The sequence below is a fragment of the Leucobacter shiyiweii genome (assembly GCF_052446065.1).
GTDB lineage: Bacteria > Actinomycetota > Actinomycetes > Actinomycetales > Microbacteriaceae > Leucobacter.
Map to the genome: position 1 here is coordinate 525,740 of NZ_CM127080.1, position 15,483 is coordinate 541,222.

At 61.9% G+C, this 15,483-nt stretch carries 15 protein-coding genes; 9 read left to right on the forward strand and 6 right to left on the reverse strand.

All coding sequences use genetic code 11. The features are described 5' to 3' along the window. Positions 1-34 precede the first annotated feature (34 nt). Entirely contained in the window at positions 35-979 is a 945-nt protein-coding gene (locus ACTNFJ_RS02545; protein WP_435906683.1) for a M15 family metallopeptidase, read from the reverse strand. 96 nt (positions 980-1,075) lie between these two features. Between ACTNFJ_RS02545 and ispG the strand changes: the two genes are divergently transcribed. From ispG to ACTNFJ_RS02560, 3 genes are all read left to right on the forward strand, one after another. Continuing rightward, positions 1,076-2,227, forward strand: coding sequence for a flavodoxin-dependent (E)-4-hydroxy-3-methylbut-2-enyl-diphosphate synthase (ispG, locus tag ACTNFJ_RS02550; RefSeq protein WP_435906682.1), 1,152 nt, complete (start codon positions 1,076-1,078; stop codon positions 2,225-2,227). Then, positions 2,224-3,369, forward strand: a complete 1,146-nt coding sequence (locus tag ACTNFJ_RS02555; RefSeq protein WP_435906681.1) for an LOG family protein — start codon at positions 2,224-2,226, stop codon at positions 3,367-3,369. The genes ispG and ACTNFJ_RS02555 overlap by 4 nt, the downstream gene beginning before the upstream one ends. Positions 3,370-3,449: 80 nt before the next feature. Further along, positions 3,450-4,349: a CPBP family intramembrane glutamic endopeptidase gene (locus ACTNFJ_RS02560; RefSeq protein WP_435906680.1), complete on the forward strand. Its 900-nt coding sequence runs from the start codon at positions 3,450-3,452 to the stop codon at positions 4,347-4,349. A 27-nt stretch (positions 4,350-4,376) separates the two neighbouring features. On the opposite strand, the gene aroQ is transcribed toward ACTNFJ_RS02560, so the two are convergent. Continuing rightward, positions 4,377-4,814, reverse strand: a complete 438-nt coding sequence (gene aroQ / locus ACTNFJ_RS02565; RefSeq protein WP_435906679.1) for a type II 3-dehydroquinate dehydratase — start codon at positions 4,812-4,814, stop codon at positions 4,377-4,379. A 165-nt stretch (positions 4,815-4,979) separates the two neighbouring features. Between aroQ and trmB the strand changes: the two genes are divergently transcribed. Further along, a complete protein-coding gene (gene trmB / locus ACTNFJ_RS02570) occupies positions 4,980-5,756 on the forward strand; it encodes a tRNA (guanosine(46)-N7)-methyltransferase TrmB (RefSeq protein ID WP_435906678.1) in 777 nt (258 codons plus the stop codon). A gap of 57 nt (positions 5,757-5,813) precedes the next feature. Here trmB and ACTNFJ_RS02575 read toward each other — a convergent pair whose 3' ends face one another. Further along, complete coding sequence (locus ACTNFJ_RS02575) at positions 5,814-6,680, reverse strand: inositol monophosphatase family protein (RefSeq protein WP_435906677.1); 867 nt, start codon at positions 6,678-6,680, stop codon at positions 5,814-5,816. Positions 6,681-6,778: 98 nt separating this feature from the next. Beyond that, a complete protein-coding gene (locus ACTNFJ_RS02580; RefSeq protein ID WP_435906676.1) occupies positions 6,779-7,996 on the reverse strand; it encodes an ammonium transporter in 1,218 nt (405 codons plus the stop codon). A gap of 297 nt (positions 7,997-8,293) precedes the next feature. On the opposite strand from ACTNFJ_RS02580, the gene rpsO reads away from it, so the two are divergent. Beyond that, a complete protein-coding gene (gene rpsO, locus ACTNFJ_RS02585; protein ID WP_435906675.1) occupies positions 8,294-8,563 on the forward strand; it encodes a 30S ribosomal protein S15 in 270 nt (89 codons plus the stop codon). Positions 8,564-8,987: 424 nt separating this feature from the next. Here rpsO and ACTNFJ_RS02590 read toward each other — a convergent pair whose 3' ends face one another. Both ACTNFJ_RS02590 and ACTNFJ_RS02595 read right to left on the reverse strand, forming a co-directional pair. Then, a complete protein-coding gene (locus ACTNFJ_RS02590) occupies positions 8,988-10,382 on the reverse strand; it encodes an aspartate aminotransferase family protein (RefSeq protein ID WP_435906674.1) in 1,395 nt (464 codons plus the stop codon). A 2-nt stretch (positions 10,383-10,384) separates the two neighbouring features. Then, entirely contained in the window at positions 10,385-10,852 is a 468-nt protein-coding gene (locus ACTNFJ_RS02595) for an Lrp/AsnC family transcriptional regulator (protein ID WP_435906673.1), read from the reverse strand. Positions 10,853-11,348: 496 nt separating this feature from the next. On the opposite strand from ACTNFJ_RS02595, the gene ACTNFJ_RS02600 reads away from it, so the two are divergent. The 4 genes from ACTNFJ_RS02600 to ACTNFJ_RS02615 are packed head-to-tail and all read left to right on the forward strand — an operon-like array spanning position 11,349 to position 15,420. Further along, entirely contained in the window at positions 11,349-12,566 is a 1,218-nt protein-coding gene (locus ACTNFJ_RS02600) for an ABC transporter substrate-binding protein (protein WP_435906672.1), read from the forward strand. 2 nt (positions 12,567-12,568) lie between these two features. Beyond that, positions 12,569-13,750, forward strand: a complete 1,182-nt coding sequence (locus ACTNFJ_RS02605; RefSeq protein WP_435906671.1) for an ABC transporter ATP-binding protein — start codon at positions 12,569-12,571, stop codon at positions 13,748-13,750. Between the two features lie 9 nt (positions 13,751-13,759). Continuing rightward, positions 13,760-14,620, forward strand: a complete 861-nt coding sequence (locus tag ACTNFJ_RS02610) for an ABC transporter permease (RefSeq protein ID WP_435906670.1) — start codon at positions 13,760-13,762, stop codon at positions 14,618-14,620. Next, positions 14,617-15,420, forward strand: a complete 804-nt coding sequence (locus ACTNFJ_RS02615; protein WP_435906669.1) for an ABC transporter permease — start codon at positions 14,617-14,619, stop codon at positions 15,418-15,420. Before ACTNFJ_RS02610 ends, ACTNFJ_RS02615 begins: the two co-directional genes overlap by 4 nt. The last annotated feature ends 63 nt before the right edge of the window (positions 15,421-15,483 follow it).

The following is a 15,483-nucleotide window of genomic DNA, read 5'->3' on the forward strand; positions in this document are numbered from 1 at the left end:
CCGTTCCACAGGGTGATAGGCGCGAACCCTGGTATTAGTATCCCGGTGCCGCCGGCAGCCCGAAATACTCTTCGAGGTTGATGATGCCTTTGGCGCGCATGTCGGTCGCAATTTCAACACCGACGTAGCGGAAATGCCAGGGCTCGTAGATGTAGCCCACCACCGGCTGTTGGCCGTTGTCGTAGCGCAGAATGAACCCGAACTGGTACGCGTTTTCGCGCAGCCACAGGCCCGTTGCCGTCTCCCCGAAACACGACATGAAAGCGCAGCCTGAGCCATCGTCCAGGTCTGCGGCGAGCCCCGTCTGATGCTCGGAATGGCCTGGCCTCGCCGAATAGGTTTCCGCCGCGGCGACCCCGTCGCGGGCAGCATAATTGTTGAACAGGCTGGTTTGCAGCCAGTAGTCGCGGTACGCGCTGGTGATGATGAACGGCACTCCAGCAGCCGTCGCAGACTGATACATCTGCTGCAGAGCGCTCGCCGCCTCAGCGCGCAGCGGCTGACCGTTCGTGTTGGGGATGCCTTGCGGCATGACGAGGTCGGCAGGGCCCCACTCGGCGGGCTGAAGCGGACGCTGCTTATTCACTACGACCGTGATGGAGTTCGGGTCGTCGAGGTTGGGCTGGGGTGCGGGAGCTGGTGCGGGCGCGGGCTCGGGCGTCGGCTCGGGCGCTGACGTTGGCTCGGTGGTGGGCTCGGGCATCGGGGCGGGTGCTGATCTCACGGGTGGATCAGGCGTCTCGGTTGCCTCCTCCGCGCGCTGTTCATTCGCGGCCACGGCCCACGCGGCCGCGCCGCCCGCGAGCGCGGCCGTCAGAGCCAACGCAGCTGCGATGAGTGCGCGTCGCCTTCTTGCGAGCCGGCGCGCGGGGCGACGACGGAGGGTATCCTCCGGCAGATCATCGGGCGTGGGTGCGGGGGAAGCGGTGTGCTGCATGCGTGCCAGTTCTGACAGGTCTTCGGGGGGAGGTGCCGTCATATCCCGTTCTCCGTGAGGCGTCTGGTGTCAGTTTGATCCTATGTCAGGAGGCTGATTCCAAGGTCGTGATGATGTGGCGACGCTAGACTCGGTCCCGTGGCTGCAATCAATTTGGGAATGCCGAAAGTACCTGAGGTCCTAGCTCCGCGACGAAAGACGCGAGAGATCAAGGTCGGCTCGGTGATGGTGGGCGGAAATGCGCCGGTGTCGGTGCAGTCGATGACTACGACTCCGACGACCGATATCAACGCGACTCTGCAGCAGATCGCTGAGCTCACAGCCTCGGGCTGTGACATCGTGCGCGTCGCGTGCCCGAGCCGCGACGATGCCGAAGCGCTGCCGATCATCGCCATGAAGAGCCAGATTCCGGTCATCGCAGACATACATTTCCAACCGAATTACGTTTTCGCTGCGATCGATGCGGGCTGCGCCGCCGTTCGCGTGAACCCGGGCAACATCCGCAAATTTGATGATCAGATCGGCGAGATCGCGCGCCGGGCAAAGGCCGCGGGTGTGTCGATCCGCATCGGAGTAAACGCGGGTTCGCTCGACCCTCGCCTGCTTGAGAAGTATGGGAAGGCAACCCCGGAGGCGCTCGTAGAGAGCGCCGTGTGGGAAGCATCGCTTTTCGAAGAGCACGACTTTCACGATTTCAAGATTTCGGTGAAGCATAACGACCCGATCGTGATGGTCAAGGCCTACCGGCAGCTCGCCGAACGCGGAGACTGGCCGCTGCACCTCGGAGTGACCGAGGCGGGGCCGGCGTTCCAGGGCACCATCAAGAGTGCGACCGCTTTTGGAATCCTGCTGTCCGAGGGCATCGGCGACACTATTCGAGTCTCGCTCTCCGCGCCCCCGGTCGAGGAAGTCAAGGTTGGCTTGCAGATCTTGCAGTCCCTGAATCTTCGCGAACGCAAGCTGGAAATCGTGTCGTGCCCCTCGTGTGGGCGCGCGCAGGTTGACGTGTACACGCTGGCCGAGAATGTCACGAAGGGTCTCGAGGGCATGAGCGTGCCGTTGCGCGTGGCTGTTATGGGCTGCGTTGTGAATGGTCCGGGTGAGGCCCGTGAAGCCGATCTCGGAGTCGCATCAGGCAACGGCAAAGGCCAGATCTTCGTGAAGGGCGAGGTCATCAAGACCGTGCCTGAGAGCGAGATCGTGCAAACACTCATTGAAGAGGCCAACCGTATTGCGGCATCAATGCCTGCGAGCGAAACCGGCACCCCCGAGGTGGTCACCGTCTCGTGAGTGATGTCGGCGTGCACGCGCCGAAGGGCGCGCCAGATCCCGAGTTGAGTGCGGCGCTCGCCACTTTGCTCGACGAGGCTGGCGTGACTGCTCATAGAACGCTGGTGAAGAGGATCCTCACGACCGGAGTCGGGCTGGGGCTTGACGACACCGAGCGGCTTGACCTCAAGATTTCCGCAGCCGCGCTCGAGGAAATGCGTGACGCGTTCCAGCTCTTTGCGGCGCATCGTGGTGTACCGAAGGTCACAATATTCGGCTCCGCGCGCACGCAAAGGCACGATCCGCTCTTCGAACAAGCTGAGGCCGCGGCACGGGGACTGGCTGATCGTGGCTGGATGGTGGTCACAGGCGCGGGGCCAGGCATCATGGAGGCCGCTACCATCGGCGCCGGACCCGAGCGTTCGCTCGGAGTATCCATCCGCTTGCCCTTCGAAGAGAAGCCCAACACGGTAGCCGCCCACGACGGGCGACACGTGTCGATGAAGTACTTTTTCACGCGCAAGCTGATGCTCGTGAAGGAGTCTCGCGGGTTCGTATGTCTGCCCGGTGGCTACGGCACCATGGATGAGACGTTCGAACTGTTGACCCTGCAGCAGACCGGCAAGATGGTGCCGGTGCCGATCGTGTTGCTCGATCGGCCAGGAGGGACGTTCTGGAGCGGTTTCGAGCGGTTTGCGCTTGAGCAGCTTGAGGGCAGCGGTGTGATCTCGCCAGGAGACCTTGATCGAGTACTCATCACCGACTCGGTGGAGGAAGCCGTCGCTGAGGTGACGGGCTTCTGGCGTAACTACGATTCGCTGCGTTGGGACGGGGAGCGCCTGGTCATGCGGCTCCGGGAGCGCCCGAGCGACCATGAGCTTGACGCGCTAAACCAGCAGTTCATGGGAATTCTCGAATCCGGACGCATCGAACGCGCCGATCCACTGCCTGCGGAGGTCAGAGACAACGACCGGCTCCACCTCGCGCGAGTGGTGCTCGTGCCTCAGCAGCGCGCCGTTGGCGAACTGCATCGTCTTGTGCGTGCGCTGAACGCATTCGAGTCGGCCCCCAAAACCGAGGCCTTCCCCGGCGACGAGTTGCAGCGGAGCGACCCCGACGATCTTGCAGAGCCTGGCCTGCCACAAGATCCTCTCGACGACTAGAGCTCGATCTTCTTTGATCCTGCGCGGCACTTGAAGTCGCGCTCACCGGCGCGCCCGTCGCACTCGCTACGCTGGTAAGTATGCGACCAGCGCCTCACGTCTCGACCTGGCACCGCCCCGTTCGCCTCGGCTACCTTGCCGCAGCTCTGCTTACATGCTTGGCTGCTCCCGCCTTTTTTGTCGTTGAAATCGCGTGGCTAGGTTGGGTTCTGCTTTCGGCGGGTCTCGTCGGTGCGTGGATCGCGGAGCGATTCGAGTCCGGAAGGACCGGGGCCAGCACATCGAAGACCCACTCCAGCGAGCTCATGCCGAGGCCGCCATCGCTTCTGCGTGACCTGTCGCTCATTGCGATTGGGCTCGCCATCGTGCGGTCGATTCCTCTTGCCGCCGAGCTTGACAACTGGGCATTCGTGCGATTCACGCTCGCGCTCGGGGGGGCAGTGCTGGTTCCGTACGTCATTTCGCGCTTTATCTATCGTGATCGAGCCACCGGTTTTCCGTGGCGAGGAGGCGGGCCCTGGGGCGTCGTGCACTGGGGGTGGCTCGTCGGGGTGCTCGTGCTCGGCTGGCTGATTTTGCCGTTCTATTTCATCGGATCGGGGGTGTACCAGAACTGGCCGGTGGTCGACTCTCCAGACCTCATTGCGCGTCTCTTCGTAGGAGTGGGCGCCGTGGGCATCTGGGACGAACTTTTCTTCATCTGCACGGTGTTCGCTCTGCTGCGTCGTCATTTTCCCGATTGGCTCGCGAACGGGCTGCAGGCGATCGTATTCGTCTCGTTCCTGTGGGAACTGGGCTACCGTGAATGGGGCCCGGCGCTCACGATTCCGTTTGCGCTCATACAGGGTTGGATCTTCCTGCGCACGCAGTCGCTGGCCTACGTGGTGACCGTGCACCTGCTGTTTGACGCAGTCGTGTTCGCCGTGCTCGTGCACGCGCACAATCCGGATCTGTTCAATGTGTTCGTGACGGTGCCGTAGCCGCGTTCGAGCGACTGGGGAAGTGATCTAGCTCAGCAGGTGCGCAAGTCTGCGTACCGCGAAGTCGTATCCCTGGATGCCTGCGCCCGCGATAACGAACTCGGCGATCGGGGACACAAACGAGTGATGCCGGAATTCTTCGCGGGCGTGCACGTTACTGAGGTGCACTTCGGCAACCGGGAGAGCCACGCCCGAGAGCGCGTCCCGAAGGGCGATCGAGGTGTGGGTGAGAGCGCCAGGGTTAATCACAATGGCGTCGCAGTCGGTGCGGGCCTCGTGGATCGCGTCGAGAAGCACACCCTCGTGGTTACTGTGTACGGCGCGCACATCAAAGCCGAGTCCGTCGGCAGTGGCCGTGACCAAGTCGACAATGTCTGCAAGAGTGTCGGTGCCGTACACGCCGGGTTCGCGCACGCCGAGGAGGTTGAGGTTTGGCCCGTTCACGAGCAAGATCTTCCGCGTCATGACCCCATGCTACCGATCGCGGAGATTCACACCTCATCCGTCCGCGCCACCCGATTCACCGAATCCTCACGAGCCCACCAATTGGGGCGAACCGACGAGAATCTCGGGGCGGTGAAGAACAGCGCGGCCAGGGTCCACCCTGGATGAGTGCGTTACCCTCGTGAGGTGACAGAGACCCAGCAACAGTTGCCCGCGAAGAGCTTCGACCCGCGTACTTTCCGCGACAAGCCAGTCTCATTCGTCCGTCGCAGCGGCCGGATGACGCCTTCCCAGGAACGTGCCTGGGAAGAACTGGGGCCGCGTTTTCTGCTCGAATTACCCCGGGGCCACGCGGTGACCAGTATCTCTGACGACGCGCGTCTGCACCCCGCAGAGGCCTTCGGTCGCGATGCCCCGCTGATTGTCGAAATCGGTTCAGGTCAGGGCCACGCGATCGTGCACGCGGCGAAGGAGCGCCCCGAGCACAACTTCCTCGCGATTGAGGTATTTCGTGCGGGGCTTGCCCGCACAATTATTCGCGCGGATTGGGCCGAGACCGAGAATCTCAGGCTCGTCGAGGCAAACGCTCCTGAGGTGCTGGATCAGGCGTTGCCCGCGGGGTCAGTAGATGAGCTCTGGGTCTTTTTTCCCGACCCGTGGAAGAAATCGAGACACACGAAGCGTCGCCTGGTGTCGGAGGACTTTGTGCCCACGGCCTGTCGAGCGCTGAGGCCGGGCGGCATTTTGCGGCTCGCTACCGATTGGGAAGACTATGCCCGGCAAATGCGGGAAGTGATGGACGCTGCAGATGGATTCGAGCGCGCATTCGAGGGCGACTGGGCCCCGCGCTTCGAGGGAAGAGTACTCACCGCGTTTGAGGAGAAGGGCGCGCGGGCAGGGCGGGCGATCCGCGATCTCAGCTATCGGAAGATCGGATCAGGGTCACACGCAACGCATGACTAATTTCGGCTCCAGCCCGGCAATTCTCTGCGTGAACGCGGCGACCACGCAAGGCCCTATTCAACCGATTGCGTAGGCGGCAGCGACAGCGCTTTGGAGCTTGCGCGCGAGCGCGGGAGGGCCGGTGATGAGCAGGGGCTCCCCGGGAAGCGTCTCTTCATCGCGACCAAGGACTTCGGCCCCGGCCTCGCGGGCGATGAGCACTCCAGCGGCGTAGTCCCACGGTTGCAGGCCTCGCTCGTAGTAGGCGTCGAGCCGTGCCGAGGCGATCATACACAGATCGACCGATGCCGATCCCATGCGGCGCAGATCCCGAATCTGGGGGATGATGTGACGCGCGACGTCGGCCTGCTCGGTTCGACGTTCCCGTGTGTACCCAAAGCCGGTGCCCACGAGGGCGAGGCTGAGATCCGCTTCAGTTGAGACAGTCACCGCTACGCCATCCAGCATGGCTCCGCCGCCTTCGAACGCGGTGAACAGTTCGTCAGTGACCGGAATGTAGACCGCCCCTGCGATTGCGCGCCGTCCGTCATGGGTATTCCCTGACTGTGAGCTTGCCGCCGCACCGTCGGCCACGGTGGCCGCCACGCTCACCCCGTAGGCGGGCAGGCCGTACAGGTAGTTGGTAGTGCCGTCGATTGGGTCGATAACCCAGGTGACACCGGAGGTGCCAGCTAATTCGGCACCTTCTTCCCCAAGGATCCCATCATCGGGACGCGCCGCCAGGATCCCGGCGACTAGGAGCTCTTCGGCCTCGCGATCTGCAGCGGTGACGACATCGGTGAGGCTAGATTTCGTGGCTGCTACATCGACGCCCTGCTCGCGCATCGTCCGGATCCGCACTCCGACGCGTCTCGCGAGCTCACCCGCGAGACGAGCCAATTCGGAGGGATCAACGGGCAGTGCGGGGGAGGGGACGCCAGGCATGACTCCGAGCCTACTCGCGCCGAACCACCCCCGCACAACATAGGGACGGGCCCAGACGACGCTGCCTGGACCCGACCCGCTTGTTGAGGTGCGCTCGCCTATTTGGCGACGACGACCTCGGTCTCATCGAGCGCGTAAGCCTCCTCGCCGTGGATCAAATCGATCCCGCCCTCCTCAACCTCCACTGGTACCCGCAGCCCCGTCGCGAGCTTTACCCCGAGGGCGATGAGCAGCGAAACCAGGAAGCTGTAAGCTGCGACCGCGACGACCGAGATGGTCTGAACGAGCAGCTGCCCGCCGTCGCCGCCGGTGAAGAGGCCGGTGTCGATTGCGAAGAAGCCGAGGTACAGGGTGCCGATGATACCGGCGACTAGGTGCAGGCCGACCACGTCGAGCGAATCGTCAAACCCAAGACGGTACTTCCAGTCGATCGCGATGGCGCTGGCGGCGCCAGCGATTAGGCCGAGGAGCAGACCCCAGATCGGCGACACGTTCGCGCAGGCCGGGGTAATGGCCACGAGACCGGCTACAGCGCCCGAAGCTGCGCCGACGACGCCCGGTTTGCGACCGCGGGCCGCGTCTGTGAGGAGCCAGCCGATGATGCCCGCTGCCGGGGCGGCGATCGTGTTCACCACGATGAGCCCGACCTGCACGTCGTCGCCAGCAGTGCCGGCGTTAAACCCGATCCACCCAAACCACAGAAGCGCTGCGCCGATGGTCACCAGTGGCACACTGTGGGGGCGGTGTGAGCCGCGGGCGAACCCCACACGCTTGCCTGCGACCAACGCCAGTGCCAGTGCGGCGGCGCCCGCGTTGATGTGCACGGCCGTGCCACCCGCCCAGTCGATGACCTCCGCGGTGCCGAGCGTGGTGCCGAGGGTTTGGATCCACCCGCCGCCCCAGACCCACGCGGCGACCGGGAAGTAGACGAGTGCGGCCCAGAAGCCAGCGAAGAGAACCCACGAGCCCAGGCCGACGCGGTCGGCGATCGCCCCCGAGATGAGCGCGGTGCTGATCATCGCGAAGGTGACTCCGAAGCCTGCGCCCACGAAGCCGGCCGGGTCAGTCGAGATCAGGCCGAAATCCTTCAGCGGATCGCCTGCCCAGATCGGCGCCTCTCCCTCGGCGAAGTAGGTCATGCTGTACCCGAAGATGATCCAGAGGATCCCGACCACGCCCATTGCGCTGAGGCTGAACAGCATCATGTTGACAACGGATCGTACTCGAACCAGCCCACCATAGAACAGGGCCAAGCCCGGCGTCATCAGCAGCACCAGTGCGGTACTGGTAACCATCCAAACGGCATCTGGAGTCATTTCTGCCGCCTTTCTCCGACAAGCTGCCGGGGTTGAGAGTTCCTGTGCAGTCAGTTTGCGCGCCGGGTGTTTCGACAGCGTTTCGAGCCAGTTGCCCCGGCGTAACCGTTTTCGAACAGCTTTGCGCGTGACATTTGGAGGCGGCAGGGGCGGATCGCGCGGACGTCGTGCCGATCCACCGCGCATCGACGGTGCAAGTGCTGGTAGGCTGTACAGGTTGCCGTCAGAACGGCCGCGGATTGAGAGAGCCACAACAGTCGGTTGTTGGCGCCGCGCAACAAACGAATGGGAGTACCTATGTCATTGAACGCAGAGGTCAAGAAGGCCATCATCGATGAGTACGCAACCAAGCCCGGTGACACCGGATCTCCCGAGGTGCAGGTGGCCATGCTCACCCAGCGCATCAAAGATCTGACCGAGCACCTGAAAGAGCACAAGCACGACCACCACTCGCGTCGTGGCCTGCTGCTCCTCGTGGGTCAGCGTCGTCGCCTGCTCGGATACCTGTCGCAGGTCGACATCACCCGCTACCGTACGCTCATCGAGCGTCTGGGTCTGCGCCGCTAGTCGCGCTCCAGCGTTTACTTTCAGCGCCCCTCTCCTTCGGGAGGGGGGCGCTGTTGCGTGCGGACAGGTGCCAGCGTCGGGGCGTACTCGGGTCGTACTTGCTGCGCACGCGCTGCGTACGCGGGGGTTACGCGCTCGGGGCGTAATTGCTGTGCACTCGCTGCGCACTCGGTGTGGAGTCGCGGCTTTCTCCCTGCTTCATCTCCACTTTTCTCGGTGCCCACTCGCTGCGCTTTCCCCAAATTGAGGTTCTGGACACCCCCGGGCATCAATTTGGGGAAAGCGCGGCGAGGCAGGAACCTGAAGCATCGGGGCGTGTTGCCTCAAATTGAGGTTCGCAGCGCTCGGGAACTTCAACTCAGGAAAAGGCGAAGGGGCCCGCCTCGCGTGAGCGAGACGAGCCCCTGTGGCACCGCAGATCAGACTAGATCTTCGAAGATGCGTCTTTCAGTACGCTGCGGAGAATGCCGCCGATTTCCGCAAACTCTGCCGGACCGATCGTCAGCGGCGGAGCGAGCTGGATCACAGGGTCTCCCCGGTCGTCAGCGCGGCAGTACAGGCCAGCCTCCCACAGTGCGGGGGAGAGGTAGTCGCGGAGGAGGCGATCCGACTCCTCCGCATTGAAGGTCTCCTTCGTGGCCTTGTCTTTGACGAGTTCAATTCCGAAGAAGTAGCCCTCACCGCGCACGTCACCGACGATATCGATATCGAGCAGCTTCTCGAGCTCGGAGCGGAACAGCGGGCTGTTCTCGCGCACGCGACCATTGAGGTCTTCTTCCTCAAAGATGTCGAAGTTTGCCAGCGCCGCAGCAGCCGCCGCGGGATGGCCCGCAAAGGTGAAGCCGTGGTAGAAGGTATTCTCCACCGAGTTGAATGGCTCGGACACCTTGTCGCTAACGATCATCGCGCCCAGTGGCACGTAGCCCGAGGTGATGCCCTTGGCGGAAGTGATGATGTCTGGCTCGTACCCGAGCGCCTTCGATGCGAAGAAGTCGCCGATACGACCATAAGCGCAGATCACTTCATCGCTGACCAGAAGCACATCGTACTGATCGCAGATTTCGCGCACGCGCTTGAAGTAGCCGGGGGGAGGCGGGAAACATCCACCCGAGTTCTGCACGGGCTCAAGGAAGACGGCCGCAACGGTGTCTTCGCCCTCAAAAAGGATCGCCTCTTCGATGCGGTTTGCCGCCCACAGGCCAAACGCCTCGATGTCGTCAGAAGGCGCACCCATCTCGGCTGCACGGTAGAAGTTGGTGTTGGGTACCCGGTGACCGCCGGGGGTAAGAGGCTCGTAGAACTTCTTCATGTCGGGGATGCCGGTGATCGCCAACGCGCCCTGTGGGGTGCCGTGATAAGCGACGGCACGCGAGATCACCTTGTGCTTCATCGGCTTGCCCTGGATCTTCCAGAAGTGCTTGGCCAGCTTAAATGCTGACTCGACGGCTTCGCCGCCGCCCGTGGTGAAGAACACCTTGTTCATTTGACCGGGAGCGTAACCCGAGAGACGCTCGGCTAGCTCAACGGCGGCCGGGTGAGCGTAGGACCACAGCGGCATGAAATCAAGCTGCTTCATCTGCTTGGCTGCGGCCTCAACGATGCGGTCGCGGCCGTGGCCTGCATTCACCACGAACAAGCCTGAAAGGCCATCGAAGTACTTCTTGCCCGCAGCGTCGTAGATATGGTGACCTTCGGCGCGCGTCACGACGGGAATACCGTCGTTCATCACCTTGCGGTTCGTGAAGTGAGGCCAGAGGTGTTGTTTGGCGCTCGCCTGAAGGGCCGAGGAATCGGCCTGGGCTGTTGGATCGTATGACATGACTATCGTGTTCCCCAGTCGTATTTCTGTTTCTTCAGTTGGAGGTAGACGAACGTCTCGGTTGTTGAGACTCCGTCCAGGGCCCGGATCTTGTGATTCAGGAGTTCAATGAGCGCGTCATCGTCTTCACAGACGACTTCGGCAAGGATGTCAAACGAGCCTGCGCTGAGCACTACGTAGTCAACCTCGGGCATCTCGGAAAGCATGTCAGCCACGGCTCGAGTGTCACCCGAGACTCGGATTCCCAGCATTGCCTGACGACTAAAACCGAGCCGCATCGGGTCAGTGACCGCAACGATCTGCATAACTCCGGCTTCAGTAAGTTTCTGTACTCGCTGACGCACGGCAGCCTCGCTCAGGCCCACAGCCTTGCCAATCTCAGCGTACGAACGACGGCCATCGAGCTGCAGCTGCTCGATGATCGCTTTCGAGGTCGCGTCGAGCGCGACGTTAGTTCGTTTGGTGCCCACACCACTGATCTTGACACCTTCATCACAAAAATGCAAAGGAATTCGAAGAGTTGACGCGCCTACCCAGCTGATTTTCGAAGTTAACCGATGGTTTTGCGGACGATTTCATCTAGGTTTGTGTGACAGTGTCAACCGCAGATGCGCTCGGCGCTATCGGGGGTCTGGTTCGCCCTGGAGCGACTGTCGCCCACTCGGCGCTCGATGACATGAAGCACGCTCTGAACCGGCCCGGAGGGCTCCTGCCGTCGTGTTCCTGGCCAGGGTGCACCTGCCTCGAGCTGCGACGAATTTCACCTCCAAAGCCCCGATCCGCAACTGAATTCGTAGCGCGAGTTTCAACTGTGTAACTGTTCCGTGAAGAATCTTCAGATTTGGGTGCGGTGAGGTTGTCTCATAGGGCTTACCTGTGACATTCTCTGATTACCGATCCCGGCGAGGATGCCATTGGCGCCTTGATCGGGATGCACTAGCTGTAAACGAGTCAAGGAGTCCCCTCGTGGTACGTCGAATTCCCCAAGACCCAATCGTCCGAGATCTGGTCAACATGGTTCGCCAGTCCCAGTTCAACCGTCGCGCACTGCTGCGCGGCGGTGCTGTTGGTGCCGCGGGTGCCGGAGCATTGGCCCTCAGCGCCTGTGCCGGCGGGGGCGGTGCAGGCGTAGAGCAGGGTGACGGCTCCGCGGGCTCAATTGTCTGGGGCAACTGGACCTACTATCTCGACTACAACGAAGAGACTGGCACGTGGCCGACACTCGACGCGTTTATGGCCCAGTCAAACGTCGAAGTTGAGTACATCGAAGACATCGACGACAACAACACTTTCTACGGCAAGATCAAGGATCAACTCGCGCTCGACCAGTTCACCGGGTATGACACCATCACTCTCACCGACTGGATGAACGGTCGATTGATTCAGGATGGGCAGATCCAGGAGCTCGACGCGGCGAACATGCCGAACACGAAGAACCTGCTGCCGTCTCTGCTCAATAGTCTCGACCTCGATCCTGGCCGAAAGTTCACGATGCCCTGGCAGGCTCCTGCTTCGGGATTCGTGTGGAACACCGAAGCGGTGCCGAACGGCATTAAGACGCTCGACGATTTCCTGCGCCCGGAGCTCAAGGGTAAAGTCGGCGTGCTCACGGAGATGCGCGACACGATGGGCATCATCATGGCGGCCCAGGGTGTGGATGTGGCCGGTACCTGGGGTGACGCGGAATTCGATGCCGCGCTGGAGTGGCTCGACACCGCGATTCAGAGCGGCCAGATTGCGCAGATCAAGGGCAACTCTTATACGCAAGACCTCGAGCAGGACGTGACGCTTGCGGCAATCGCGTGGACGGGTGACATCGCGATCCTGAACGCGGAGCAGGGTGAACGGTGGACGCTGGAGGTGCCCGAGTCGGGTGGCATGATCACGGCCGATTCGTTCACCGTTCCGAACGGTACTAGCGCCGAGAACAAGGCCCTCGTCGAGGAACTCATCAATTATTACTACGAGCCTGAAGTCGCAGCGGAAGTCGCCGACTACGTGTGGTTCGTGACCCCGGTGGTGGGTGCTCAGGAGGCGATGGAGCAGGTGAACCCTGAGCAGGTGAATAATCCGCTGATCTTCCCGGACGACGAGATGAACGCCCGACTGAAGGGTTTCCGCACGCTCACCCCACAGGAAGACAAGAAATTCACCAGCGATTTTAACAAGGTACTGGGGCTCTAGATATGGCAGACGTACAGGCCTTCGCCGAGGCGGGGGCTGACCTTGAGTTGGTCGGAATTCAGAAGCGATTTCCGGGGTTCACCGCCATCGAACGCCTCGATCTGAAAATCCCTGCGGGCTCGTTCTTCGCCCTGTTGGGACCGTCGGGCTGCGGGAAGACGACGACATTGCGCCTCGTGGCAGGCTTGGAGGATCCGAGCGCTGGCAAGATCCTGATCGGTGGGAATGATGTGACAGATCTGAAGCCCCACAAGCGACAGGTCAACACGGTGTTTCAGTCCTACGCACTGTTCCCTCACATGTCAATTCTCGAGAACGTAGCGTTCGGCCTGCGCCGCCGTAAAGTTGCTGATCCGCTTGAGAAGGCGCATGAAGCGCTCGCGCTGGTCGAGCTCGATCATGTATCGGATCGCAAGCCGGCGCAGCTGTCTGGCGGGCAGCAGCAGCGCGTCGCGCTGGCCCGAGCTGTGGTCAACCGGCCCGCCCTTCTTCTGCTCGACGAGCCGCTCGGAGCGCTCGACCTGAAGCTGCGTCGGCAGATGCAGCAGGAGCTCAAGCAGATTCAACAGGAGGTCGGACTCACGTTCCTGCATGTGACCCACGATCAGGAGGAGGCCATGACAATGGCCGACACCGTGGCCGTGATGAACAAGGGGCGCATCGAGCAGATGGGGGCTCCCGCAGAGCTCTATGAGCTTCCCCGAACCGTCTTCGTCGCAAACTTCCTTGGTCAGTCAAATCTTTTCGAGGTACAGGTGGTGGGTGGGACTGATCAGGTGCTCCACACCGATCTGAACGGTCACCGCATCACGGTGCCTCGCGACCGCAGCGCTCGAGACAGCGGATCGATCACGGTGGGCGTGCGCCCGGAGAAGATGCGGTTGCATACGCAGGCGCCTATCGAGGATGCCGCAGTCAATGTGATCGGCCCTGGGCGCATCACTGATGTCTCCTTTACCGGCGTCAGCACGCAGTATTCGGTGCAGGCACCTGAATTTGGTGAGGTGCAGGTCTTCGCGCAGAACGTTGAGGCGGGCCCGGCTGCTCACCTGGGCGAGACGGTATGGCTCAGCTGGTTGGCGGAACATACGTTCGGACTCGCGGATGACCGACTTGATACTGGAGCCCTGAACGGCGACTTCTCGACGCGGGCCATCGCCACCCGGGCAAGTCTCGCGGAGTAGGGGGAAGCCATGGCTTTTACCGCTTTTGCCGGGAACGCGTCGGCTATCGAGCAGGCGCCGCGCAAGCGCTCGTGGACGGCGCTTGTGTTGCTCGCACCAGGCATCGCCTACATGGCATTGTTCTTCGTCGCGCCCTTCATTCAACTGATTTTTACATCGCTGCAAATGGCGCCAGAGAATGCGGGGATCGGCGAGTACGTCACCGCCTTCCAGATCTCCAATTACGCTGTGGCGATTGCCGAGTACTGGCCGCATATCATGCGGTCGTTTGTCTACGCACTCGTCGCCACTGTTGCCGGATTACTTATCAGCTATCCGCTGGCCTATCTGATCGGTGTGAAACTACGTCCATTTCCGATGCTGCAAGGGCTCGCACTCATCCTCGTGATTGCACCCTTCTTCATCAGCTTCTTGCTGCGCACTCTCGCGTGGAAGCAAATTCTGCCCTCCGAGCTCATAGGTACCGATTTCTCGGTTATCTTTGGCCTGACCTATAACTTCATACCGTTTATGACGCTCCCAATTTTCGCGTCACTGCAATCGCTCGACTTGCGGATGCTGGAAGCGGGTTCCGACCTATATGCATCGCCTGTGACCACGTTTTTCAAGGTCACACTGCCGCTGTCAATGACAGGGGTCGTGGCGGGAACGCTGCTCAGCTTCATCCCCATGTCGGGCGATTACATTAACGCCTCGCGTGAGTTCCTCGGTGGCACTGGAACGGCGATGATCGGTAACGTCATCGAATCGAACTTCCTGTCGTCCCAGAACTATCCGATGGCCGCGACCCTCTCGGTGATCCTGATGGCGATCATCTTGGTCATCGTCGCGACTTACGTTCGCAAGAGCGGAACGGAGGACCTGCTGTGAGAAACTTCAGCCTGGGCAAAGCGTTCGTTCCGACGGTGGGTATCATCGCCCTCATCTACCTACTGTTGCCCATTTTCTGGGTCATCGTGTTCTCGTTCAACGACGCAGGCCGCAACAACATCACGTGGCGGGGGTTCACTCTCGACAACTGGATGAACCCGTGTGGCGCGCCCAACGTCTGCCAAGCGTTCGGCAACAGCGTGCTGGTGGGCGTCGTTGCGACGATCGCCGCGACCGTGCTGGGGACCATGATCGCGATCGCGCTCGTGCGTTACAAGTTCAAAGGTCGCTCGACGGTCAGCTTGCTGCTCTTCACTCCTATGGCCACCCCCGAGGTCGTCCTGGGTGCTGGTCTCGCGGCGCAGTTCCTTCTTGCGGGTGTCGAGAAGGGCATTGGCACGATTATTCTTGCCCACACGATGTTCTGCGTCTCCTATGTCGTCGTGGCCGTCAAGGCGCGCGTCGCGGGTCTTGACCCGGCGATCGAAGAGGCGGGCCGCGACCTCTACGGGTCGCCTGGCCAGGTGTTCTGGCGCATCACCCTCCCGATGCTCATGCCCGGCATTATCGGTGCGGCGCTCTTGAGTTTCGCATTGTCGTTCGATGATTTCATCATCACGAACTTCAACTCGGGCACAGTGAGCACTTTCCCGAAGTTCATCTACACGTCGGCGCTTCGCGGTGTGCCCGCGCAGGCGAACGTGCTCGCCGCAATGGTGTTCATCACCGCGATCATCCTGGTTATCGCGGTGCAGATGTCGCGCATCAACCGAGCTAAGCGACTCGCGAAGGCCGCGTAGCGCCTCCACAGTGGATCGGCCCTCTGCCCTGGCGGCGCTGGAGCTGGGGCCGATCCACTGTGG

What these genes read in the sequence shown, in the direction of transcription:
- ACTNFJ_RS02610 (WP_435906670.1), top strand. Translation starts at nt 13,760, where the DNA reads ATGGCTTTTACCGCTTTTGCCGGGAACGCGTCGGCTATCGAGCAGGCG.
- ACTNFJ_RS02580 (WP_435906676.1), bottom strand. Translation starts at nt 7,996, where the DNA reads ATGACTCCAGATGCCGTTTGGATGGTTACCAGTACCGCACTGGTGCTG.
- ACTNFJ_RS02605 (WP_435906671.1), top strand. Translation starts at nt 12,569, where the DNA reads ATGGCAGACGTACAGGCCTTCGCCGAGGCGGGGGCTGACCTTGAGTTG.
- rpsO (WP_435906675.1), top strand. Translation starts at nt 8,294, where the DNA reads ATGTCATTGAACGCAGAGGTCAAGAAGGCCATCATCGATGAGTACGCA.
- aroQ (WP_435906679.1), bottom strand. Translation starts at nt 4,814, where the DNA reads ATGACGCGGAAGATCTTGCTCGTGAACGGGCCAAACCTCAACCTCCTC.
- ACTNFJ_RS02575 (WP_435906677.1), bottom strand. Translation starts at nt 6,680, where the DNA reads ATGCCTGGCGTCCCCTCCCCCGCACTGCCCGTTGATCCCTCCGAATTG.
- ACTNFJ_RS02545 (WP_435906683.1), bottom strand. Translation starts at nt 979, where the DNA reads ATGACGGCACCTCCCCCCGAAGACCTGTCAGAACTGGCACGCATGCAG.
- ACTNFJ_RS02560 (WP_435906680.1), top strand. Translation starts at nt 3,450, where the DNA reads ATGCGACCAGCGCCTCACGTCTCGACCTGGCACCGCCCCGTTCGCCTC.
- ACTNFJ_RS02590 (WP_435906674.1), bottom strand. Translation starts at nt 10,382, where the DNA reads ATGTCATACGATCCAACAGCCCAGGCCGATTCCTCGGCCCTTCAGGCG.